The following is a 21,181-nucleotide window of genomic DNA, read 5'->3' on the forward strand; positions in this document are numbered from 1 at the left end:
ATACCGGCGATCAGTCTTGCCTGGAATCCAGTGCCGCGCGAACGGCGTCCAGGATTTGTTGGCGGGGCATCGACACGTCGATGTCGAGTTTGAGCCGCCCCCCTGCCCGCTTCGCGGTTAGCACCGGCCGCCCTGTCGGGTTCGTGACAGTATGGGCGGTCGCCTTCGCTCGCGGTCCGCTTCCTTTCAGGCGGCGGAAGACCTCGGCGGGCTCGAGACCACCGGCTTGTCCCTTCTCCCGCAAGGTACGCTGCATGGCTGCGACCTCCCTCGCACGGTCTAGAAGCGCCGTCGCGCCCTCTCCGTTGAGGAGCGGTCGGAGTTGTTGGCCATGGCGGACGGCGATGTCCCGTGGGTCCGCGTAGGCGTCGATGACCTCTTGCGGCAGCGTCGCGACGGAGAGGTAGGAGGATAGGAGGGACTTTGAGACCTCCATACGCTCGGCCATTCGGGTCGCGTTGTTGCCGTAGTAGTCATGCAACGCCGCGAGGTACTCCCGCCCTCTTTCGTAATCCGAAATGTCCTTACGGTTTCGGTTCTCGAGATCCGAGAAGCGGAAGGCCTCTTCATCCTCGAGGTCGCGCACCTCGATGAGGAAGTAGACCTCTTTCCGGTTCTCTTCCTGGCGCAGATAGCTGACTGCGAAGTGCCGCCTTGCGCCAGCGACGACCTCGTACTCGTAGCCTTCCGGATCGTCGCGAAGGCGCCGGACGACTGCCGGGACCTCCTGTTTCCCCTGAGCGCGAATCGAGCCGATGAGCTCCGCGCAGCTTTCTTTCGTAAGCAGGTCGTAGAGCCGATTGTGCTTCGACCACATCCGGCAGGTGGCGGGGTCTACGAGGCGGAGGCGGACGTCGCGTACCCGACCCGAGGCGACTTCGGAGAGTGCCCCTTCACGGGCCGCCATCGGGTCCAGGCGCCGAGGCCGCGCGGTCGGGGCCTCTTCCGATGATGAGGCGGTTGGCGCTTCGCGCGTAGCGGCGACTGCGTTCTGCAATAGGCGTTTCCGGGCCATTTCTACTCCTCCCTCGGCGGTTCTCAAGCTGCGGCGTTAGCTTCGTTCAACGCGCGGCAACCTCGTGTTCAACGCGTTGAACGTTTCGAGTCCGATATGTTCAACGCGTTGAACGTCGAGCTCAAGCGAATCCTTCAGTGCGCAAACGTTGATGATGGCTGGGCCAAGTTCGACGGATCGCCAGTTCGAGATCGCCCAATACCCGGTCCAAGTTCGCGCGGCAGCGGCGGTAGGTCTTATTGGAGGGGCCAGCATACTCGTAGACGGTGCGCATCTCGATCGACGCATTGTCGAACTCGGAGCTGTCGAGGAGGGCGGTCGTCAGAATGTCGCCGGCAAACACGTCCTGCATGGCGTCCCGCATCTCCTGGTGCGCCGACTTCCCTTCGTCCACCTTCGTCGCGAGGAGCTGAACGAAGGCGTGGTCCATCTCGGCGCCATGCGCTTCGAGCGCTTCGCAGACCGAGGTCAGCATGCGCAGGAAGGAAACCGTCGAAGCGTAGTCGATGGAGGAGGGGGGCGTGGGAATGAGAAGGGCGTTCGCTGCTCGTACCGCGTTCAGGCTGATCATGCCGAGGGCAGGGGGCGGGTCGAGGACGACCACGTCGTAGGCTTGCGCGACGGCGCCGAGGCCGTAGCGCAAGCGTTCGAACCGGTCCGCCCCCGCGCCGGTGGAGGCGAGGTGGTACTCCGCATTGTAGAGACCGAGGCAGGCCGGGATCAGGTCCAGTCCATCGAAGTAGGTGCCGCGGACCGCATAGCCGAGGTCCGTCCGGCCGCCGGGTTCGAGGAAGGGGAGGAGGGTCTCCTCCTCGTCGATCTCCGCCTCCGGGTTGTAGCCGAACAGACCGGTGGAAGAGGCCTGAGGGTCGGCATCGACGAGGAGGACGCGGTAGCCCTTCAAGGCGAGGTACTGCGCGGCATGAACGGCGATCGTGGACTTGCCGACGCCGCCCTTGAAGTTCTGCACGCCGAGGACGAGCGGCGGATCCTCTGGCGAACGTCCCGGCCGCGTGCCGAAATGGTCCCGCATGCGGTTGATCTCTTCGAGGGTGAAGCCGACCCGGTGTCCGCTCTCCCGCTTCTCCGGAGAGGGGAGGTCGCCTGCCTCTTCGGCCCGGCGGATGGTCATGTCGGACCGGCCGACCATCTCGGCCGCCTGGCGAATGGTAAAGCGCAGGTCGAGCGTCTTCGCTGACCGACCATCGATCATCTGGTCGCGCATCGCGTCGAGAAGACGGGCGGAACGGTCCTGCAGGCGCGCGATCCGGGCGATGCCCTCGCTACGCTGCACTTCGGGGGAGGGGGCGTTGGCGGGCATTGGCGGCTCTCCTCGCGAGGCACGTTCAGGCCTCGTTAACGCCTGCTTGACGCGGCAGGCGTTAATCGGTCGTTAACCGCCGATGTTAGCTCTGACGAGACCTTTCCGCGAAAAGTCTCACATCGGCCCTTACGGCCCGGCGGACCAGCCGGTCTCCGCTTCGATGACGGGGACGAGGCCATCCGCCATCACTCGGGTACTGTCCGTTCCCGGGTGGCCGTCGCAGCCATAGACCCGGCCTTCGTCCGCGAGGGAGAGGTGGACGGTCGCCGTCTTGACGCCGAGCGCTTCGGCCCGCGCCCGGGCTTCGGCGACGCCTGCGACGATCCGCTCGACCGCGTCTTCGGAAGCGAACGGGCCCGTTACGGTGACGATCTTCGCGTCAGGGTACTGCGCCCTGAGATCGACGAGCAGGCCCGTATAGTTGCCGACGAACGACGCCTCCGGGTCCCAGGTGGAATGGTCGTTAGTGCCGAGGTTCACGACCACGACCTGTGGGGTCCACCGCTTCGGGTCCCAATAGACGGGTGTATCGGGCAGGGCGAGCGTCAGGTGCGCTGGCATGTTCGGCCGGGGATCGTCCCCGTAGTTGAAGACCGCGCCCCGGCCCGAGATCGCGACGAGGTGGTAGTCCGCTTCGAGCGCCTTCGCGGTGCGCCCGGAGAAGGCGAGCTGAGGCGCGCTCGTCTCCTTCGAGTAGCCGCAGCTCGCATCCGCGCCGAGGGTGCCATAACCGGCCGTGATGGAGTCGCCGACGAACAGGATGCGCCGGTCGGGCAGGGCGGCGGGGCGGACCTCGCCATCGCTCTCGACGCCGAGGATCGTCGTCAAGCCGCCCTCGAAGCTCTCGGTCTTTCGCCGAACCTCGATCCTCACGTCGCGCGGCTCGCTCGCCTCGAACAGCGTGTAGTCGTGGACACCGGGGCGCAGGGCGACCTCGGACCAGGTACCGTCCACCATCACGTCGAACATGTTCGCGCCGCTGTCCTGAACGGTCATGACGACCCGCCGTGCCCTCGTCTCGAACGCGAAGCCGCTTGCGGGCCAGCCGACCTGCAAGGGGCTGTCATGACCGCCGACGGTCCGGCCGAGCGGCGTCAACGCCTCGGGCAGGGTGGGGGTTCCGGGTTGAACCATGGCGAGGAGGCCGGTTGCGAGGAGAGAGGAGAAGAGAGGCATGCCGCGTCATGCCCGGAATTCCGCGTCGGCGTCGAGCGGCACGATCAGTATCGCTGAAGTAGGGGAGGCGCGCCGGGGGGCGTCGAAGCGTTCCTACATTCTTCGCTTTTTCAACGCGTTGGCGCAGCGGCGCTTCACGTGGAACAGTTTTGCACATCGACCGTGCACCATCGGCGCGGCGATGCAGACCGCTGCGGGTATCCCCCTAGCCGTATCGTAACGACGCTGCGGGAGAACCCTTCTTGCGCGTCACGCCTTCGCACCCGACATTCGCTGCCGAACCGCCGACCGCCGTCTCGCATTCCTTGCGGTCCAAGCGCTTGGCAGCCGCGCTCCGTGCCGTAAGCGGGCGAGTGCGGCCAAACTGCCTGAACAGGAGTTTTCATGTCAGAAGACACCCAACGCCCCGAGGTCGAAGGCACGAAGGTCTATCCGGTCCTTCCCCTCCGCGACATCGTGGTGTTCCCCCACATGGTGGTCCCGCTCTTCGTCGGCCGCGAGAAGTCGGTCGCCGCGCTCGAGACCGTCATGCAGTCCGACCGCGAGATCCTGTTGATCGCGCAGAAGGACGCCGGCAACGACGATCCGACCATCGACGACATCTACCGCCTCGGCGTGGTCGCGAAGGTGCTCCAGCTCCTCAAGCTGCCCGACGGCACGGTGAAGGTGTTGGTCGAGGGCGGCGAGCGGGCGGAAGTCACGAACTTCACTGACCGTGAAGAGTACTTCGAGGCTGAGGCCGTCCTGATCGACGAGGAAGAGGGCGAACCGGCAGAGGTCGAAGCGCTCGTGCGCTCGGTCAACGCGCAGTTCGAGAACTACGTGAAGCTGAACAAGCGCGTCAGCCCCGAGGTCATCGTCTCGATCGGCCAGATCGACGACGCTTCCAAGCTCGCCGACACCGTCGCGTCGCACCTCAACCTGAAGGTCGCCGAGAAGCAGGAGCTTCTCGAGATCGCGCCCGTGCCCGCCCGCCTCGAAGCCGTCTACGGCTACATGGAAGGCGAGATGAGCGTTTTGCAGGTCGAGAAGAAGATCCGCGGCCGGGTCAAGCGCCAGATGGAGAAGACCCAGCGCGAGTACTATCTGAACGAGCAGATGAAGGCCATTCAGAAGGAACTCGGCGAGGGCGAGGACGGCAAGGACGAGCTCGGAGAACTCGAGGAGAAGATCGAGAAGACCAAGCTCTCCAAGGAGGCCAAGACCAAGGCGCAGGCGGAGCTGAAGAAGCTGCGCCAGATGAGCCCGATGTCGGCCGAAAGCACCGTCGTGCGCAACTACCTCGACTGGCTGCTGTCGATCCCGTGGAACAACAAGGGCAAGGTCAAGCAGGACCTCGACGCCGCGCAGGAAGTCCTCGACCGGGACCACTACGGCCTCGACAAGGTCAAGGAGCGGATCATCGAGTACCTCGCCGTGCAGAAGCGCACCGGCAAGCTGCGTGGGCCGATCCTCTGCCTCGTAGGCCCCCCCGGCGTCGGTAAGACCTCGCTCGGCAAGTCGATCGCCGAGGCGACGGGGCGCGAGTTCGTTCGCGTGTCGCTTGGCGGCGTGCGCGACGAATCCGAGATCCGTGGCCACCGGCGGACCTATATCGGCTCGATGCCCGGCAAGATCATCCAGTCGATGAAGAAGGTGAAGAAGTCCAACCCCCTCTTCCTGCTCGACGAGATCGAGAAGATGGGCCAGGACTTCCGCGGTGACCCGGCCTCGGCCCTGCTCGAGGTCCTGGACCCGGCGCAGAACGACACCTTCTCGGACCACTACCTCGAGGTCGATTACGACCTGTCGGACGTGATGTTCGTCACCACGGCCAACTCGCTCGACATGCCGGGGCCGCTCCTCGACCGGATGGAGATCATCCGCATCCCGGGTTACACCGAGGACGAGAAGGTCGAGATCGCCCGCCGCCACCTAATCCCCAAGCAGCTGGAGGGCCACGGCCTGAAGGAGAGCGAGCTCAGGATCACGGACGAAGGCCTTCTGTCCCTCATCCGGCTCTACACGCGGGAAGCCGGGGTCCGGAACCTAGACCGCGAGCTCGCGAACATCGCCCGCAAGGCGGTGACGCGCCTCGAGCGGACGGGCGAGGACGGCAAGAAGGTGGAGAGCGTGACGGTCACGCCCGAGAACCTGTCGGACTTCTCCGGCGTCACGCGCTTCCGCTACGGTGAGGTCGAGGGCGACGACATCGTGGGTGTGGTCACCGGCCTCGCCTGGACTCAGGCCGGCGGCGACATCCTCAAGATCGAGGCCGTCACCATGCCGGGCAAGGGCCGCATGACCCCGACCGGCAACCTGAAGGACGTGATGAAGGAGAGCGTGTCGGCGGCGGCGAGCTACGTCCGCAGCCGCGCGGTGGAGTTCGGTATCAAGCCGCCGATCTTCGAGACGACCGACATCCACATCCACGTGCCCGAGGGCGCGACGCCCAAGGACGGCCCGTCCGCCGGCGTGGCGATGGCGACGGCGATCGTCTCGGCGCTCACAGGCAACCCGATCCGCAAGGACATCGCCATGACCGGCGAGATCTCCCTGCGGGGCCGGGTGCTCGCGATCGGTGGCCTCAAGGAGAAGCTGCTCGCGGCGCTCAGGGCCGGCGTGACGACGGTGCTGATCCCCGAGGAGAACGAGAAGGACCTCGCGGACATTCCGGACAACGTCAAAGAGGCGCTGGAGATCATCCCGGTGACCCATGTCGACGAGGTGCTCAAGCACGCGCTGACGCGGCCCCTGACGCCGATCGAGTGGGATCCCGAAGAGGAGGCCCTGAAGTCCAAGGGTTCGGGCGATCCCGAGCCCGACGACACGGCGGCGGTCGTCACGCACTGATCGTCGACGGCTCTTAGCACTGAGAAGGGCCCGCTCCGGAGACGGGGCGGGCTTTCTTCGTTCGGCGAGGCTGCCGCACTCCCCAACCAGCCCGGCTATGGTTAGAGGAGGGCATGACCACGCACCGACTACCTCATGTGAGAGACCCCGAGGACTGCGCGACCATGGCCGAGGTCCGTGCCGGGGTCGATGCGCTCGACCGTCACCTCGTATCGTTGCTCGCCCGGCGCCAGGCCTACATGGAGGCGGCGGCGCGGATCAAAGAGGCGCCCGAAGACGTCCGTGTGCCGTGGCGCATCGAGGAGGTCGTCACGAACGTCCTGCGCGAAGCGCGCAAGAGCGGCCTCAGCCCTCGAATCGCGGAGCCCGTTTGGCGAGAACTGATCGAACGGTCGATCGCCCACGAGGCGGAAGCCTTCGCCGGGCGCAGCGCCGTGGAAACCATAAAAGAATAGCCTATACAGTGGGTTAGGCGGAAAAGGCCCCCTTTTTCGTTCATTCCACCGCGAAGGCCGTTTGACGGCGGTGATTCCAGGCTTCTAGCCTCAACGCCGCAACAATCACGCCCGAGGAAGGGAACCCCATGAACAAGAACGAGTTCGTCGACCGCGTCGCCGACATGGCCGGCATGACCAAGGCCGACGCAGGCAAGGCCGTCGACGCCGTCTTCGACGCGATCACCGAAGCCCTCAAGAAGGGCGACGACGTGCGCATCGTCGGCTTCGGCACCTTCTCCGCCTCCAAGCGTGCCGCGCGCGAGGGCCGCAACCCCCGCACCGGCGAGACGATCCAGATCGCTGCGTCGAACCAGCCGAAGTTCTCGGCCGGCAAGGGCCTGAAGGACGCGCTCAACTAAGCGCCGACCGCAATTCGCATTCCTCAGTCGACGAAGCCCCGGCCCTGCCGGGGCTTCTTCGTTTCGAGGGGCCTGAGCGCTTGCCGTTCGAGCCCCATCCGGCCTAAGCGGGACTTCCATGACGCGGTACATCTTCATCACCGGCGGCGTGGTCTCCTCGCTCGGCAAGGGCGTCGCATCGGCGGCGCTGGGCGCGCTCTTACAAGCGCGGGGATACACGGTCCGCCTGCGCAAGCTCGACCCCTATCTCAACGTCGATCCGGGCACGATGAGCCCCTATCAGCACGGCGAGGTCTTCGTGACCGACGACGGCGCGGAGACCGACCTCGACCTCGGCCACTACGAGCGCTTCACGGGCGTCTCCGCGACCAAGGGCGACAACGTCACGACGGGGCAGATCTACTCCCACATCATCGAGAAGGAGCGGCGCGGGGACTTCCTCGGCGCCACCGTTCAGGTGATCCCGCACGTCACCGACGCGATCAAGGCCTTCGTCCTCAACCCCGCCCTCGACGACGATGGCAAGCCCGTGGACTTCTGCCTGTGCGAGATCGGCGGCACGGTCGGCGACATCGAGGGCCTGCCGTTCTTCGAAGCCATCCGTCAGCTGAAGAACGACTTGCCGCGCGGACACGCGGTCTTCGTGCACCTGACCTTGATGCCCTACATCGAGGTCGCCGGGGAGATGAAGACGAAGCCGACGCAGCACTCGGTCAAGGAACTGCGCTCGATCGGCATCCAGCCCGACGTCCTTCTCGTCCGCGCCGACAGGCCCATTCCGCCGTCCGAACGCCGGAAGGTCGCGCTCTTCTGCAATGTGCGTCCCACGGCCGTCGTCCAGGCGATGAACGCGCGGACGATCTACGAGGTGCCGCTCTCCTACCACGCCGAAGGTTTCGACACGGAGGTCCTCGCCGCCTTCGGGATCGAGGACGCGCCCGAGCCCGACCTCAAGCGCTGGCGCCACGTGGTCGACCGCGTCACCGCGCCGGACGGCGACGTCACGATCGCGGTCGTGGGCAAGTACACGGTGCTCAAGGACGCCTACAAGTCGCTGATCGAGGCGCTCGCTCACGGCGGCATCGCCCAGAACGTCCGTGTCTGCATCGAGTGGATCGACGCAGGCGTCTTCGAGGACGAGGCGTCGGCGAGGAGCCGTCTATCCGACGTTCACGGAATATTGGTGCCCGGCGGGTTCGGCGAGCGGGGGTCGGAAGGAAAGATCCGCGCCGCCCGCTTCGCGCGAGAGAACGACGTGCCCTATTTCGGCATCTGCTTCGGCATGCAGATGGCGGTCGTCGAGACCGCGCGGAGCCTTCTTGGCGCCTCGACCGCGACGAGTTCCGAGTTCGGCAAGGACGGCGAGCACGTCGTGGGCCTGATGACGGAGTGGGCGTCCGAAGCAGGAACGGAGACGCGGAGCGAGGACGCGGATCTGGGCGGGACCATGCGCCTGGGCGCCTACGAGGCGGTGCTCGCCGAGGGCAGCCTCGCGCACCGGATCTACGGTCAGGACCGCATCTTCGAACGCCATCGCCACCGCTACGAGGTCCAGATGGGGCTCGAGAAGGCGCTGTCCGAGCACGGCGTCAGGTTCTCGGGAAGAAGCCCCGACGGGCGGCTGCCGGAGATCCTGGAGATCGAGGGGCACCCCTGGTTCCTCGCGGTGCAGTTCCACCCCGAGCTCAAGTCCCGCCCCTTCGCGCCGCACCCGCTCTTCGCGAGCTTCGTCGGCGCGGCGCTGACGCGGAGCCGCCTCGTCTAGATCGCGGTGCGCTCGAGCGCCTTCCGGTTGAAGCCTAGTTGCCGCAACGCCGCGCCCCTGAGCGCCTGCTTGCGCGCCTCGGGCAGGGCCGCGAAGCGCTCCTCGGTCTCGCCCTGCGCGACGAGGTCGACGATCTCGCGCTGGTCGGCGCTGAGGATCGGCCAAGCCGCAGTCGCGAAGTCGAGGTCGGGGACGGCGGAGCCGTCGGCTCTCGCCGAGGCCGCGGCGAGGACGGCGCCGGCGAAGAGGCCGACGAGGAACGGGATCGAACGACGCAACGGATGAACTCCCTAGACCGCTGTCCGTTAGGCTTACCCCGTTCACGTTACGGCCCGGTCGCAGGACCTGCGCGAAGTTTAGCTGCGGCGGTAAGGTTAACGGGACAGCGCAGACGGAACCCGAGCGAGGCCTGCAACCTTCGTGCCGTAAGAAGGAGACCCATCATGGCGACGAAGACCCTGCACGAGTTGTCGGAGACGATGCGGAAGATTGACTTCTGCACCCTGTTCACCCGCACCGAGGGCGGCGCGCTCGCGGGCCGTCCGATGAGCAATAATGGCGACGTCGAGTACGAAGGAGACAGCTACTTCTTCACCTACGAGGAGGCACGAACCGTCTCCGACATCGAGCGGGACGAGAACGTCGCGATGTCGTTCCGCGGCAATGAGGGCCTGCTCGGCAAGCCGCCGATCTTCATCACGATCGAGGGGAAGGCCGAGGCGATCCGCGAGAAGGCGCAGTTCGAGGCGCACTACACGAAGGATCTCGACCGGTGGTTCGAACAGGGCACCGACACCCCCGGCCTCGTCCTCCTCAAGGTCCACGCTTCGCGTATCCACTATTGGGACGGGGAGGAGGAAGGGGAGCTGACGGTATGAAGCCGAAACCTCCGTTTCGGATCCGTACCGGACGCTAGGACGTCCGTTCGTCAGGCGCGTAGTCGAGCACGAAGCGGACGACCTTCTCGGCGGGCATCTCGCAAGGCTTCAGCTTCGGACCGCTGCGCAGGTCGTAGAGGTTGAAGCTGATCCGATCGCTGCCGCCCAGTTCCTCTGCGTAGAGCCAATGCTGCCGGCCGCCCGCCGACGTCGTGACGATGACGCCGTAGCGGCGGCCGGCGTACAGCCCTTCGGTGTAGCCGCGCGGCAGGCGGGCGAAGCGTTCGAGGAAGGCGCCCGGTCCGGTCGTCATCAACTACTCCTTCGCGTCCAGTAACATCGTCGCCGCAGGCCGGCCAGGCGGCGGGCCTTGCGACCGCTTCCGCAATCGCACTCGACGCGCGGCGTGCTGCGCAGGGTGGCGTCCGGTCCCGCCCCCAGGAGGCGGTATCCAACCTCCCGCCCGCGTGATACGCTCGGGCGTGCCGACGCGCCGGGGCTGATCTTCAGCGATCCATAGGGCGACGCGGGGGCCGTCGGTTCTGTTTCGACCTCGGGGTAGGGTTTCATGAGTGTTACGTCGTCGGCGGCGAAGGCCTCGGGTCAATGCGACGCAAGCCTCGAGGAAGTGCTCGAAAGCGCGACCGAGGCGCTGGTCGTGCTGGACGAGACGAGCTGCGTCGTGTTCGCCAACGCGCAGGCGCGCGCTTGGTTGCCGCAGGGCGACAAGCTGGCGGGCGGAAAGCTCACCGAGGCCTGGGCGTCCGAGCCGTCCGACTTGGCGCAGGCGATCTTGAGGCTGCTGACCGACGAAGGCGGCGAGGCCGACGGTAGCTTCGAAGTCGAGGCGAACCTTCTTCGGGCGCACGTCGTCCGGTCGGGCGACGGTTGGACCATCAGCTTCGTCGACGTGGCCGATACGCGGCCCCCTCGCGACGCGGAGGCGCGCGACCTCCTGCTGCGCGAGATGAACCACCGGATGAAGAACCTCTTCAGCATGGTCTCGGGCATGATCAGCATGTCCGCCCGCGGCAGCGCGACGCCGACGGAGATGGCCGAGCGCCTGCGGGGGCGGGTGGCGTCGCTCGCGCGGGCCCATGAGCTGATCTCGCCGGCGGTGACCGGCGGGGAGGTCGTGCCGTCGAAGGCGAGCCTTCGTGCGATCGTCGAGGCGTGCCTCGCCCCGCATGCAATGGCGGCCGATCCCAAGGACCGGATCGAGGTGTCCGGTCCCAAAGTCATCGCGGGCGCCGACGCGACGACCTCGCTCACCCTCGTCTTCCACGAACTCGCGACCAACGCCGTGAAGTACGGTGCCCTTTCCGTTCCCGCCGGGAAGGTGAAGGTAAGGTGGCGGCAGGAGGGGGAACGCCTCTTCCTAAGCTGGATCGAGGCGGATGGTCCCGCGCTCGCGGGGCCGCCCGAGAAGACGGGCTTCGGTCTCATGCTGGTCCGGACCGCCGTCTGCACGCAGCTCGGCGGGCAGTTCGCGCCGAGCTGGGACGAGAAGGGACTGCGCATCGACGTCTCGCTGCCGACGGAGCGCCTTGGGTCCTAGACCGCGAGGTCCGCGCTTGGGTTGTCGGCTTGGCAGGCGCTAAGAGGGCGCCTCGCTTCAGGATCGCGTCTTCATGATCAAGCCTCGTCTCTTCGCCTCCTCCCTCCTCGTCCTTGGCCTCGTCGCCTGCGGAACGGATCAAACGCTGCCGTCGAGCGACGCTTCGACCGTTGAGGCCGGGAACGAGCGGTTGGCGACGATCCGGGACGAGGTCGCGGTCATCGAGATGCACCCCGACACCGCCTTCCTGAGCGCGGAGGAGCGGCAGGTCGTGAACCTGCTGATCGACGCTGCGAACCTGATGAGCGAGATCTACCTGCGCCAGTCGGACGCGCGGAACCCTGGCTGGCGCGAGGAGATCGAGGCGGCGGGCGGCGCGGACGCCGCCGCGCAGCTCGCGCTCTTCGACCGCTACTTCGGCCCTTGGGACCCCTTCGAGGAGGACGAGCCGTTTTGGGGCGACGAGGCACGGCCCTTGGGGGCCGGGTTCTACCCGGTCGACCTGACGCGCGAGGAACTGGACGCCTATCTCGAAGCGCATCCAGGCGAGCGCGAGGCGATCCTCGATCCCTACACCGTGGTCCGGCGCGAGGGCGATCGCCTCGTCGCGACCCCTTACTCGAAAGCCTATGCCGAGTTCCTCGAACCTGCAGCCGAGAAGCTTCGCCAAGCGGCCGAGGTGACGACGAATGACAGCCTGAAGCGGTTCCTGACGCTTCGTGCCGAGAGCTTCCTCTCCGACGACTACTACGAGAGCGAGATGGCGTGGATGGACCTGGAAGGGCCCATCGAGGTCGCGATCGGACCCTACGAGGTCTATACCGACCAGCTGATGGGCCAGAAGACCGCCTTCGAGGCGTTCATCACGGTGCGGAACCCGGAGCGGAGCGCCGCCCTCGACAAGTATAAGAGCCTGCTGCGCGACATGGAGGCGAACCTGCCGGTCGCGGAGGGCTACAAGAACTTCTCGCGCGGCTTCGAGAGTCCGATCGCGGTCGTGGACCAGGTCCATGGCGGCGGGGACAACGTGCCAGGCGTCCAGACCATCGCCTTCAACCTGCCCAATGACGAGCGGGTGCGAGAGGCGAAGGGCGCGAAGAAGGTGCTCCTGGACAACGTCATGGGCGCGAAGTTCGACCGCATCCTGGCCCCGATGGCCGAGCGCGTGCTGGTCCCTGAGCAGGCCGCCCTCCTGATGCAGGAGTACATGGGCGCCGAGACCTTGTTCCACGAGCTGAGCCACAGCCTCGGGCCGGGCTCGATCGTCGTGGACGGCCGCCAGACGACCGTGAACGCGGCGCTGAGGGAACTCTACTCCGCGACCGAAGAGGGCAAGGCCGACGTCATGGGGGCCTGGAACATCCTCTACATGATGGACCGGGGCGAGATGCCCGCCGAGGAGCGCGAGAACTTCCTCGCCACCTACGTCACCGGCCTCTTCCGCGCGATGCGCTTCGGGATCGGCGAGGCGCACGGCCGGGGCGCGGCGTTCCAGTACGACGCGTTCCGCGAGGCGGGGGCGCTGACCCCGGAGCCGGGAACGGGGCTTTACCGTATCGACTTCGAAAGGCTCGAGACGGCGATCCGGGACCTGACGGCGCAGGTCGTGACGATCCAGGGCGACGGCGACTACGAGGGCGCGCGCGCCTTCCTCGAAGGCGGCTCATCGCTCGATGCGGAGGCGCAGGCGGCGATCGAGCGGATGACGGACATTCCGGTCGACATCCAGCCGGTCTACCCCGAGGCGATCTAGCCGGACAGGGCGCCTGCGGCCTTGCCGCCGGCGCCTTCGTCCTGTATCGGCCCCGTTCCGAACACGATTACCGAGGCTCCGATGGCAGTCCCCAAGAGTAAGGTCACGAAATCCCGCCGTGGCATGCGCCGGTCGCACGATCGCCTGGACGCGGCGTCCTTCGTCGAAGACAAGCAGTCCGGCAATCTGCGCCGCAACCACCACATCGACCTGAAGGCCGGCACCTATGGTGGCCGCCAGGTTCTGGCGCCGCAGGAAGACTGACCGCGACGCACGCTAACCCTGCGTGCGGCCTAGCGTTTACGAACTGGCCTGGATCGGGTTGAATGGGCCCGGACCGGGCCTTTTCGCGTGCCCGGCCGACGGGAGGGTGCGATGCGTGCCTCTGCGATGGTCCTGCTGGCGCGCTGGCGCCTCCTACTTCTCGGCGGTTTGCTGACGCTCGGCGCCTCGGCCTGCACGAGCGTGCCCGACCGATACGCCCGTGCCTACGATGCCTGCGACCGCGAGGTCGGGGCGTGCTACGACCTCTGCCGCTACGAGGACGAGGCCGGCGAGCGGCGTTTCTGCCAGGAGCAGTGCAGTCGCCGGGCCGATCAGTGCTTCGGCAGCGTCTCCCGCCAATCGGAGATCGACTCGGCCTGGCGTAGCGCGAGCGCGAGCAACGTCGCGTTCTACGGCCGCTTCGGCTGGTGGTCGCCGAGCTATGGCTGGCGCCGGGGCTGGCACGGTCGTCCCTATAGCTACGATCCATGGGGTGACCGCTGGCGGCACCGCGGCTGGGCCTATGGCTATGGCGACGGCAATTGGAACCGGCATCCCTCGCGACCGCCCGAATACGACAACCCCTATGACTGTCGCGGCCGCGACAGGGCGGCGGGCTGCGAGGGCGGGGTTCGCGGCGAGCCCGCGCCCGAGGTCACCGACGACCGCCCGCCGGCGCGGCCCGGGGAAGGCGGCTATGTCGGGCCGAACGGCGGCGTCTTCGCGGCCGACGGCACGAGGCTGCGCTATGGCGGTAAGCCTGCCACGCGCGCCGTCGAGGAGGACCGTGCGGCGGCCACGGCGGTGAGGACGCGTCCGGGCTCGCGCAGCACCTTGCCGCCCGCAGCCTCCTCACCGGCGCCGAGCCCCCCGCGCGCGCCGCACATGACGCGGCCGGCCCAAACAGCACCGGTCGTCGCAGAGGTCCCGCGCCCGGCGCCGCGAAGCAGCGTGCCCGCTGCCGCGCCACGCTCGGCGCCAGCGGCCAAGCCGACGGCGAGGCCGAATCCGAGGGCCGTTCAGTCGAGTAAGCCTCAGGTTCGTACCGAACGCTCGCCGCGCCAGTCGGGCCAGGCGAGGCCGCAGCTACAGTAAGCAGCGCGCAAGAGCGGTTGGCGGGCGTGCCCGCAGACCCCTATAGGCGGTGCAGTCACACTCACTCGCTTTTCCGGAGCCTGCCCATGACCGCCATCATCGACGTCCTCGCCCGCGAGGTGCTGGACAGCCGCGGCAACCCCACCGTCGAGGTCGACATCGTGCTTGAGGACGGCAGCCTCGGCCGGGCCGCCGTGCCCTCGGGCGCCTCGACCGGCATGCACGAGGCGCATGAGCGCCGTGACGGCGGCGAGCGCTACGGCGGCAAGGGCGTGCGCGGCGCCGTCGACGCGGTGAACACCGAACTCGCCCAAGCGCTGATCGGCCTCGACGCCGAGGAGCAGACCTTCATCGACCGCACGATGATCGAGCTCGACGGCACGCCGAACAAGTCGCGCCTCGGCGCCAACGCGGTCCTCGGGGCCTCGCTCGCGACGGCGAAGGCAGGCGCGCTCGCCTCTGGCCTGCCGCTCTACCGCTACTTGGGCGGTCCCGGTGCGAACATCCTGCCCGCGCCGATGATGAACATCGTCAATGGCGGCGAGCACGCCGACAACGCGATCGACGTGCAGGAGTTCATGATCATGCCGCTCGGGGCTGCGAGCTTCGCCGAGGCCCTGCGCATGGGGGCGGAGATCTTCCACGCGCTCAAGAAGTCGTTCGCGGCGGCGGGCCTCAACACCAACGTCGGGGACGAGGGCGGCTTCGCGCCGAACCTCAAGTCGACCGAAGAGGCGCTCGGCTTCGTCGCCAAGGCCGTCGAGGCGGCGGGCTACAAGCTCGGCGACGACGTCTTCCTGGCGCTCGACGTCGCCTCGACCGAGTTCTTCGAGAACGGCAAGTACGCGCTCAAGGGCGAAGGCAAGACCTTCGGTTCGGACGAGATGGTCCGCTACCTCGAGGACTTCGTCTCGCGCTATCCGATCGTCTCGATCGAGGACGGCATGGCCGAGGACGACTGGGAGGGCTGGAAGGCGCTGACTGCCGCGATCGGAAACAAGTGCCAGCTCGTCGGCGACGACCTCTTCGTGACCAACACGAAGCGCCTGGAGCGCGGCATCGAGGAGGCCTCCGCCAACGCGATCCTCGTCAAGGTGAACCAGATCGGCTCTCTGACCGAGACCTTCGAGGCGGTCGAGATGGCCCACCGTGCGGGCTTCGCCTCGGTGATGTCGCACCGGTCCGGCGAGACCGAGGACACGACGATCGCGGACCTCTCGGTCGCGACCAAGGGCGGCCAGATCAAGACCGGCAGCCTCGCGCGGTCCGACCGCACGGCGAAGTACAACCAGCTTCTTCGGATCGAAGAGCAGCTCGGCCCGGTCGCGACCTATGCGGGCAAGGGGATACTGCGCGGCTGAGGCCGCAACCTCCACGGGCGGACGGTAACGGCCTAGTTATCGTTCGCCCATTCGACCTGTTCCGTACTGGGACGACGTTATACCTCTCTTCACTATACTTAAGCGCTATTAGTATCTCTGTGTAAAACCCGCCGCTTCGATTCACTTCGCGTTCACCACGAGGGGCAAGAACGCTCATCCACGATTAAGGATGCGGCGCGCGGCCATGACGAAGAAGACCGAAGCGATACAGACCTTCCTGGTGCGGACGGTCCTCGTCCAGACGGTGCTCCCCGCCGCCCTGATCGTCGGCATCGCCTACAACGCGCTCGTCACGGTGAACGGCGAGGAAGGGCGCAAGGCGGCGCACCTTCTGCGTGAGGAAGTGGCCGAGCAGACGGCGCGCCTCGACGAGGCCCGCGCGCGTACGGCGGCGCTGTCCGATCACGCCGACAGGCTGCTGACGGCCTCCTTGGACCAGGACCTCCTCGAGGAGCGCCTGCGGGCGCGCCTTGGTCTCGTGGCGCAGGACGAATACATGGTCCGCATGGGCGACGTCGATCGCCTGGCCGGCCTGGAGACGCTTGATGACCCCGTCCAGTACGCTGCGCTTCGAGCGGGAGGAAGCGGACGGTAGGGGGCGCCTCCTCGCCATCGGCGAGGCCGGCGTAGCCGAACTCACCTACAGGATCGAAGGCGACCGCCTGATCGCGACCCATACCGGCGTGCCACCGTCGATGGAGGGCAGGGGCGTCGGCACGGCGCTGATCGAGCGCCTCTACGAGCTCGTCACGGAGCGCGGCCTGAAGGTCGTGCCCGCCTGCTCCTTCGTGCGCGTGAAGATGGGACGACGGCCCGAGTGGCGGGCGGTGCTCGCGGCGTAGCCGCGCCCCCCTGGGGAGAAGGCCGGTTGCGGGCGCCAAGGCGGTCTCGGACCGCCGTGCGGCGTCGCCCTTGATCTGTAGCGTTATATCGAATAACGGTAAAACGGCGGTATTGGGGGGGCGATGCCGAGCCGAATGGCGGCTTTGCGCCGTCACGACGCGAGAAGACCGACGATGCTGATCCTACTCGCCGCAGCGGCGCTTCTGCAGACCCTTTCGGAGGCTGATCTCCGCGATCAGATCCTTACCGCCGACAACGTTCTCTTCGAGCGGGCCTTCAACGCGTGCGACCTCGAAGCGCTGCACGACATCCTGCTGCCCGATGCGGAGATGATCCACGACCAGTCCGGCATGAACCGGGGGCGCGAGGCGTTCATGCGTCCGGTCCGTGAGAACATCTGCAACGGCGGACCGAAGAAACCCATCCGCCGACGCATCTACGAGAGCACGGAGATCTACCCGCTCTATCAGGACGGGCAGCTCTACGGCGCGATCCAACGCGGCCAGCACGAGTTCTTCCTTCGAGAAGAGGGGCAGCCGCTGCTGCTGACGAACCGGGCGCGCTACTCCACCGTCTGGCTGCTGACGGATAACGGCTGGAAGCTGAAGACGGCGCTCTCTTGGGACCACCTCAACCCTATCGAGAACGGTCCGCTTGATGCGGACGTGCTCACCGCCGGGTTCGACGGCGAAGACGAGTTCAGCAGGCTGCTCTTGGCCCACGATATCATGGCGGAGAACGTCGCGACCGTGCGGGGCGGCGCCCTGACCGAAGAGCGCGCCATGGGCTTGGCGGCGCCGGGGCGCCCGGCCGCCACCGACACGATCTACAACGTCGCCTCGCTCGCCAAGCCGGTCTCGGCCCTGCTGGCGCTGCGCCTCGTGGACACCGGACTGCTCGGGCTCGACGAGCCGCTCGCGCCCTATTGGACCGATCCCGACCTCGAAGGCTCGCCTTTCGCGAAGGAGGTCACGGCCCGCCACGTCCTCAGCCACACGAGCGGCTTGCCGAACTGGCGCTACCTCGACGAGGGCGGCGGGGGGGGCGACTGCGGTTCCTGACCGAGCCGGGAACAGCCTACGGCTACTCGGGCGAAGGCTTCGAGTGGCTCCGCCGGGCGGTCGAGATCAAGAGCGGCCGGACCTGGGAGGACCTCGCACGGGACTACGTGTTCGTGCCGGCCCGGATGACCTCAACCTCCTTCCTCTATCCGTCCGCTTCGCAAGATCGGGTCGCTGCCCGTTACGACGCGACAGGCGAGCCGGTCACTGCCGAACCTCACGGCGAGGCGAACGCGGCTGCGAACCTGATGACGACGGCCGGCGACTACGCCCGCTTCTTGATCTTCGTGATGGGGGGCGGGGGGCTCGCGGAAGACTTGGCGGCGGACATGCTGTCTCCTCAAATCGTCACGGGCTCGAACAAGGCGTTCGGGCTCGGATGGGAGATCCTGGAGGACGTCCGAGGGAACGAGGACGCCATCTAGCACTCCAGCTTGGACGCGGGCGTCCGCTCACTCGCCATCGGCTACCCCGAGGCGGGCGGGGGGATCGTGATCCTGTCGAACTCCGACAAAGCGGTGCCGAGCTGGGGTCTCATCCTGGAGGAAGAGTTCGGGGACGCCGGGGCGGAGATCGTCCGGCGCAACCGGTGAGGCGCACCGGTCAGCCACCCCCGCCGCCGCCTCCTACGAACAGCCCGACCGCGAGCCAGGCGTAGGCGAGGAGGGCGAGCCAGAAGAGGACCTTCTCGGTGATGCCCTCGCCGGTCGTCAGGTTCAGGCCCATGGCCTTGATCTTCCAGGCGAAGAAGACGGCCGACATGCCGAGGAACGCCATGTTGAGCCAGAAGGTGTAGTCGAGGGAGAAGAACTCCCGATCCGCCACGCTCCGAACGTTCTCCGCCTCCGGCAGGAGGCCGAGCGCCGCGAAGCCGAAGTGGAGGAGGAGGGCGGCGGCGACGAGGACGACCAGGAAGACGCCGAGGATGTAGAGCGCCATTCTCCAGCCGTAGTACTTGGCGTTCACGCGCAGGACCGGGATCACGACGAGGTCCGAGAAGATGAAGGCCATGATGCCGGCGAAGGCGACGCCGTTGCCGTAGAGGACGGCGGCGAGGGGGATGTTCCCCATCGAGCCGATGAAGGTGAAGAAGGCGGCGACCGGCCCGACGACGGCCTGGGCCAGGAGCGCCAGGAAGCCCGGGTCCTCGCCGCCGATGAAGAGGGCGTCGAAGAAGCTCTTGGGTACGAAGACGGCGATGATACCGGCGATGGTGAAGCCGACCGTCACGTCCTTCCACACCATGCCCCACTCCATGAAGTAGCGCATGGCGATCTGCCGCCAGCCGTCCTTGGAGCGGATCTTCTGCTTCCAGTCCGGCGCGTCCTCTTCGTCCTCGTCGCCTTCCCGCTCCCGCGCGCGTTTTCGCGCGGCGTCCACCGGCGCCAGCTTCCGCGTCAGGCGGACGACGAGCCACATGAGGAGGATCAGGAGGATGCCGCCGACATACTCGCCGACGACGAACTGCCAGCCGAGGAAGATGGCGATGATGATGCCGAGCTCGATGACGAGGTTGGTCGATGCGAGAAGGAAGGCGAGGGAAGGGATCAGCCCCGCGCCCTTGGCGAAGAGGGCGCGGGTGCCGGAGAGCGCGGCGAAGCTGCAGGAGGAGGAGATGAAGCCGAAGAGCGTGCCGAGGGCTATGGGCTTTGCGCCCTCCTCGCCCATGCTCTTCTGCATCCGCGCCTCGGTGACGAGGACCTGAATCATGGACGAGATCAAGTAGCCGAAGCCGAAGGCCCAGAAGGCGGTCCAGAAGAGGCCGAGCGCGGTGACGGCGCTCGCGTGCCAGCTTTGCAGGAAGTCGTGCATTCACCCTCTACGCGTCGGTGTCCTTATCCGCGCCAACACGAAGGGGAGGAGAGAGCTCTCGGCGGACCGGTGCGATCCGCCGAGAGCTCAGCGTTCGGCGAGGCGCATCTCTTCTTCGGGGGCGAGACCGCCGAGCGCCCGGTAGAGGGCGACGACGTTGCCCGCCTCGATGAGGCGCGCGGCGACGCGTTCGCGGCGGGCGGTGTAGTCTTCCCGCTGCGCGTCGAGGACGGAGAGGTAGTCCTCGACCCCCGCCTCGTAGCGCCGCTCGGCCAGGTTCAGCGTCAGGGCGGCCGCGTCCGCCAAGCGGTCCGTGGCCTCGATCCGGTCGGCGATGGTCGCCCGCGTCGCCAGGGCGTCGGCGACCTCGCGGAAGGCCGTCTGGATCGCGTACTCGTAGGCGGCTTGCGCCTGTGCGCGCTCGGCCTTCGCCCGGCCGAGGTTCCCGCGCAGCCCGCCGCCCGCGAAGATCGGGAGCGTCACTTGCGGCGAGAAGCTCCAGAAGCCGGTGCCCGAGCCGAAGAGGGCGTCGAGCTCCGTGCTCGACGTGCCGCCCGTCGCGGTCAGCGAGAGGCGGGGAAAGAAGGACGCCCGCGCCGCACCGATGTCCGCGTTCGAGGCGAGGAGGCGGTGCTCCGCCGCAAGCACGTCGGGGCGGCCGAGGAGCACGCTCGAGGGCACGGCCGCCGGAAGCTCCCGCCGCAGCGCGACGTCGCCGATCGTAGCGGAGTCGTCGACCGTGGGGAGCTGCGGCAGCCCGACGAGGAGGCGGAGCGCATTCTCGTCGATGCGCACCTGCGCGGCGAGGGCGGCTGCATCAATGCGCGCGCGCTCGATCGACAGGAGGACGCGCTGGCGGTCGACCTCGGTACCGACGCCGCCTTCGAACCGGCGGGTGGTGAGGTCGAGCGCCTCGGCTTGGTTGTCGACCGTGCTACGCGCGATGGCGAGCAGTTCCCGGTCCGCCGCGAGCTGCAGGTAGGACTCAGCGACCGCCGAGACGAGCGCGACCTCGGTCGAGCGGCGCGCGGCGTCGGTCGCGAAGTAGGCTTCGAGCGCCTGGCGGTTGAGGCTCCGAAGCCTGCCGAAGAGATCGAGCTCGAAGGCGGAGATGCCTGCGGTGGCCGAGTAGCGCTCGATCGTGAAGGACTGGCCGCCGGTGGCCTCGCCGCCGCCGTCGGTCTCGCCGTCGCCCGTCACGACCGGCGTGCCGAAGGCCCCCGCGGAGGCGTTCGACCCGTAGTGGTCACGCGAGTAGGCGCCGCTCGCCGCGATGTTCGGCAAGCTGTCCGCGCGCTGGATGCGGTAGAGGGCACGGGCCCGCTCGACGTCGAGCGCGGCCTGGCGGAGGGTCCTGTTGTTCTCGAGGGCAGCCTCGATCAGCGCGGCGAGCTCGGGCTCCTGGAAGACCTCGCGCCAGCCGAGGCCGGCGTCCGTCACCGTTGGGCCTTCGAGGCCGTAGCTCGCGGCTTCGGGCACCGGCGCGTCCGGGCGGTCGTAGGAGGGATCGAGGCTGACGCAGCCTGCGAGCGCCGTCGCGGCGAGGAGAAGGATCGTCTTGCGCATG

22 protein-coding genes are annotated in these 21,181 nt (G+C 67.5%); 15 read left to right on the forward strand and 7 right to left on the reverse strand.

Annotation, left to right across the window (positions count from 1 at the left end; translation table 11 throughout):
- Positions 1-10: 10 nt before the first annotated feature.
- The 3 genes from GGQ59_RS10055 to GGQ59_RS10065 all read right to left on the reverse strand — a co-directional run bounded on the left by GGQ59_RS10055 (position 11) and on the right by GGQ59_RS10065 (position 3,515).
- The gene (locus tag GGQ59_RS10055; RefSeq protein WP_183818151.1) at positions 11-907 is read right to left on the reverse strand and encodes a ParB/RepB/Spo0J family partition protein; all 897 of its coding nucleotides are present in this window, start codon (positions 905-907) and stop codon (positions 11-13) included.
- 229 nt (positions 908-1,136) lie between these two features.
- Positions 1,137-2,336, reverse strand: a complete 1,200-nt coding sequence (locus tag GGQ59_RS10060; protein ID WP_281373817.1) for an AAA family ATPase — start codon at positions 2,334-2,336, stop codon at positions 1,137-1,139.
- A gap of 129 nt (positions 2,337-2,465) precedes the next feature.
- Entirely contained in the window at positions 2,466-3,515 is a 1,050-nt protein-coding gene (locus tag GGQ59_RS10065) for an SGNH/GDSL hydrolase family protein (protein WP_183818153.1), read from the reverse strand.
- Positions 3,516-3,899: 384 nt separating this feature from the next.
- Here GGQ59_RS10065 and lon point away from each other — a divergent pair, with 384 nt between their 5' ends.
- From lon to pyrG, 4 genes are all read left to right on the forward strand, one after another.
- Complete coding sequence (gene lon, locus GGQ59_RS10070) at positions 3,900-6,347, forward strand: endopeptidase La (RefSeq protein WP_183818155.1); 2,448 nt, start codon at positions 3,900-3,902, stop codon at positions 6,345-6,347.
- 113 nt (positions 6,348-6,460) lie between these two features.
- Positions 6,461-6,802 (forward strand): chorismate mutase, encoded by a 342-nt coding sequence (locus GGQ59_RS10075; protein ID WP_183818157.1) that lies wholly within the window; start codon positions 6,461-6,463, stop codon positions 6,800-6,802.
- Between the two features lie 128 nt (positions 6,803-6,930).
- Positions 6,931-7,203 (forward strand): HU family DNA-binding protein, encoded by a 273-nt coding sequence (locus GGQ59_RS10080; RefSeq protein WP_183818159.1) that lies wholly within the window; start codon positions 6,931-6,933, stop codon positions 7,201-7,203.
- A gap of 118 nt (positions 7,204-7,321) precedes the next feature.
- Positions 7,322-8,968: a CTP synthase gene (gene pyrG, locus GGQ59_RS10085; protein ID WP_183818161.1), complete on the forward strand. Its 1,647-nt coding sequence runs from the start codon at positions 7,322-7,324 to the stop codon at positions 8,966-8,968.
- On the opposite strand, the gene GGQ59_RS10090 is transcribed toward pyrG, so the two are convergent.
- Positions 8,965-9,246, reverse strand: coding sequence for a hypothetical protein (locus GGQ59_RS10090; protein WP_183818163.1), 282 nt, complete (start codon positions 9,244-9,246; stop codon positions 8,965-8,967). The genes pyrG and GGQ59_RS10090 overlap by 4 nt on opposite strands.
- A gap of 165 nt (positions 9,247-9,411) precedes the next feature.
- On the opposite strand from GGQ59_RS10090, the gene GGQ59_RS10095 reads away from it, so the two are divergent.
- The gene (locus GGQ59_RS10095; protein WP_183818165.1) at positions 9,412-9,846 is read left to right on the forward strand and encodes a pyridoxamine 5'-phosphate oxidase family protein; all 435 of its coding nucleotides are present in this window, start codon (positions 9,412-9,414) and stop codon (positions 9,844-9,846) included.
- 34 nt (positions 9,847-9,880) lie between these two features.
- On the opposite strand, the gene GGQ59_RS10100 is transcribed toward GGQ59_RS10095, so the two are convergent.
- Positions 9,881-10,159, reverse strand: coding sequence for a hypothetical protein (locus GGQ59_RS10100; RefSeq protein ID WP_183818167.1), 279 nt, complete (start codon positions 10,157-10,159; stop codon positions 9,881-9,883).
- A 255-nt stretch (positions 10,160-10,414) separates the two neighbouring features.
- On the opposite strand from GGQ59_RS10100, the gene GGQ59_RS10105 reads away from it, so the two are divergent.
- The 10 genes from GGQ59_RS10105 (at position 10,415) to GGQ59_RS10150 (ending at position 18,395) form a co-directional block, all read left to right on the forward strand.
- On the forward strand, positions 10,415-11,404 hold the full coding sequence (locus GGQ59_RS10105; protein WP_183818169.1) for a sensor histidine kinase: 990 nt from the start codon (positions 10,415-10,417) through the stop codon (positions 11,402-11,404).
- Positions 11,405-11,477: 73 nt separating this feature from the next.
- On the forward strand, positions 11,478-13,157 hold the full coding sequence (locus GGQ59_RS10110) for a dipeptidyl-peptidase 3 family protein (protein WP_183818171.1): 1,680 nt from the start codon (positions 11,478-11,480) through the stop codon (positions 13,155-13,157).
- Between the two features lie 81 nt (positions 13,158-13,238).
- Positions 13,239-13,421, forward strand: a complete 183-nt coding sequence (gene rpmF, locus GGQ59_RS10115; RefSeq protein WP_183818173.1) for a 50S ribosomal protein L32 — start codon at positions 13,239-13,241, stop codon at positions 13,419-13,421.
- 111 nt (positions 13,422-13,532) lie between these two features.
- Positions 13,533-14,516, forward strand: coding sequence for a hypothetical protein (locus GGQ59_RS10120; protein WP_183818175.1), 984 nt, complete (start codon positions 13,533-13,535; stop codon positions 14,514-14,516).
- An 86-nt stretch (positions 14,517-14,602) separates the two neighbouring features.
- Positions 14,603-15,877 (forward strand): phosphopyruvate hydratase, encoded by a 1,275-nt coding sequence (eno, locus tag GGQ59_RS10125; protein ID WP_183818178.1) that lies wholly within the window; start codon positions 14,603-14,605, stop codon positions 15,875-15,877.
- Positions 15,878-16,082: 205 nt separating this feature from the next.
- Positions 16,083-16,493 carry an FtsB family cell division protein gene (locus tag GGQ59_RS10130; protein WP_183818180.1) on the forward strand — a complete coding sequence of 137 codons (411 nt, stop codon included), beginning with the start codon at positions 16,083-16,085 and terminating at the stop codon, positions 16,491-16,493.
- Complete coding sequence (locus tag GGQ59_RS10135; RefSeq protein WP_183818182.1) at positions 16,444-16,740, forward strand: GNAT family N-acetyltransferase; 297 nt, start codon at positions 16,444-16,446, stop codon at positions 16,738-16,740. The genes GGQ59_RS10130 and GGQ59_RS10135 overlap by 50 nt, the downstream gene beginning before the upstream one ends.
- A gap of 174 nt (positions 16,741-16,914) precedes the next feature.
- Entirely contained in the window at positions 16,915-17,802 is an 888-nt protein-coding gene (locus GGQ59_RS10140) for a serine hydrolase domain-containing protein (RefSeq protein ID WP_183818184.1), read from the forward strand.
- The gene (locus GGQ59_RS15225) at positions 17,799-18,227 is read left to right on the forward strand and encodes a serine hydrolase domain-containing protein (RefSeq protein ID WP_281373830.1); all 429 of its coding nucleotides are present in this window, start codon (positions 17,799-17,801) and stop codon (positions 18,225-18,227) included. Before GGQ59_RS10140 ends, GGQ59_RS15225 begins: the two co-directional genes overlap by 4 nt.
- 9 nt (positions 18,228-18,236) lie before the next feature.
- Positions 18,237-18,395: a hypothetical protein gene (locus tag GGQ59_RS10150; protein ID WP_183818186.1), complete on the forward strand. Its 159-nt coding sequence runs from the start codon at positions 18,237-18,239 to the stop codon at positions 18,393-18,395.
- Positions 18,396-18,405: 10 nt separating this feature from the next.
- Here the strand turns inward: GGQ59_RS10150 and GGQ59_RS10155 are convergent, their stop codons facing one another.
- Positions 18,406-19,614, reverse strand: coding sequence for a permease (locus GGQ59_RS10155; protein WP_183818188.1), 1,209 nt, complete (start codon positions 19,612-19,614; stop codon positions 18,406-18,408).
- 87 nt (positions 19,615-19,701) lie between these two features.
- Positions 19,702-21,180 (reverse strand): efflux transporter outer membrane subunit, encoded by a 1,479-nt coding sequence (locus GGQ59_RS10160; RefSeq protein WP_183818190.1) that lies wholly within the window; start codon positions 21,178-21,180, stop codon positions 19,702-19,704.
- Between the last annotated feature and the right edge of the window lies 1 nt (position 21,181).

It is taken from the genome of Parvularcula dongshanensis (genome assembly GCF_014199615.1).
GTDB lineage: Bacteria > Pseudomonadota > Alphaproteobacteria > Caulobacterales > Parvularculaceae > Parvularcula > Parvularcula dongshanensis.

Bases quoted from the DNA above. Each gene is read 5' to 3' on its own strand.
- GGQ59_RS10110 (WP_183818171.1), top strand. From the start codon at position 11,478: ATGATCAAGCCTCGTCTCTTCGCCTCCTCCCTCCTCGTCCTTGGCCTC.
- GGQ59_RS10140 (WP_183818184.1), top strand. From the start codon at position 16,915: ATGCTGATCCTACTCGCCGCAGCGGCGCTTCTGCAGACCCTTTCGGAG.
- GGQ59_RS10080 (WP_183818159.1), top strand. From the start codon at position 6,931: ATGAACAAGAACGAGTTCGTCGACCGCGTCGCCGACATGGCCGGCATG.
- GGQ59_RS10155 (WP_183818188.1), bottom strand. From the start codon at position 19,614: ATGCACGACTTCCTGCAAAGCTGGCACGCGAGCGCCGTCACCGCGCTC.
- GGQ59_RS10120 (WP_183818175.1), top strand. From the start codon at position 13,533: ATGCGTGCCTCTGCGATGGTCCTGCTGGCGCGCTGGCGCCTCCTACTT.
- pyrG (WP_183818161.1), top strand. From the start codon at position 7,322: ATGACGCGGTACATCTTCATCACCGGCGGCGTGGTCTCCTCGCTCGGC.
- GGQ59_RS10100 (WP_183818167.1), bottom strand. From the start codon at position 10,159: ATGACGACCGGACCGGGCGCCTTCCTCGAACGCTTCGCCCGCCTGCCG.
- GGQ59_RS10130 (WP_183818180.1), top strand. From the start codon at position 16,083: ATGACGAAGAAGACCGAAGCGATACAGACCTTCCTGGTGCGGACGGTC.
- GGQ59_RS10055 (WP_183818151.1), bottom strand. From the start codon at position 907: ATGGCGGCCCGTGAAGGGGCACTCTCCGAAGTCGCCTCGGGTCGGGTA.
- GGQ59_RS10135 (WP_183818182.1), top strand. From the start codon at position 16,444: ATGACCCCGTCCAGTACGCTGCGCTTCGAGCGGGAGGAAGCGGACGGT.
- rpmF (WP_183818173.1), top strand. From the start codon at position 13,239: ATGGCAGTCCCCAAGAGTAAGGTCACGAAATCCCGCCGTGGCATGCGC.
- GGQ59_RS10060 (WP_281373817.1), bottom strand. From the start codon at position 2,336: ATGCCCGCCAACGCCCCCTCCCCCGAAGTGCAGCGTAGCGAGGGCATC.
- lon (WP_183818155.1), top strand. From the start codon at position 3,900: ATGTCAGAAGACACCCAACGCCCCGAGGTCGAAGGCACGAAGGTCTAT.
- GGQ59_RS10105 (WP_183818169.1), top strand. From the start codon at position 10,415: ATGAGTGTTACGTCGTCGGCGGCGAAGGCCTCGGGTCAATGCGACGCA.
- GGQ59_RS10095 (WP_183818165.1), top strand. From the start codon at position 9,412: ATGGCGACGAAGACCCTGCACGAGTTGTCGGAGACGATGCGGAAGATT.
- GGQ59_RS10160 (WP_183818190.1), bottom strand. From the start codon at position 21,180: ATGCGCAAGACGATCCTTCTCCTCGCCGCGACGGCGCTCGCAGGCTGC.
- eno (WP_183818178.1), top strand. From the start codon at position 14,603: ATGACCGCCATCATCGACGTCCTCGCCCGCGAGGTGCTGGACAGCCGC.
- GGQ59_RS10075 (WP_183818157.1), top strand. From the start codon at position 6,461: ATGACCACGCACCGACTACCTCATGTGAGAGACCCCGAGGACTGCGCG.
- GGQ59_RS10065 (WP_183818153.1), bottom strand. From the start codon at position 3,515: ATGCCTCTCTTCTCCTCTCTCCTCGCAACCGGCCTCCTCGCCATGGTT.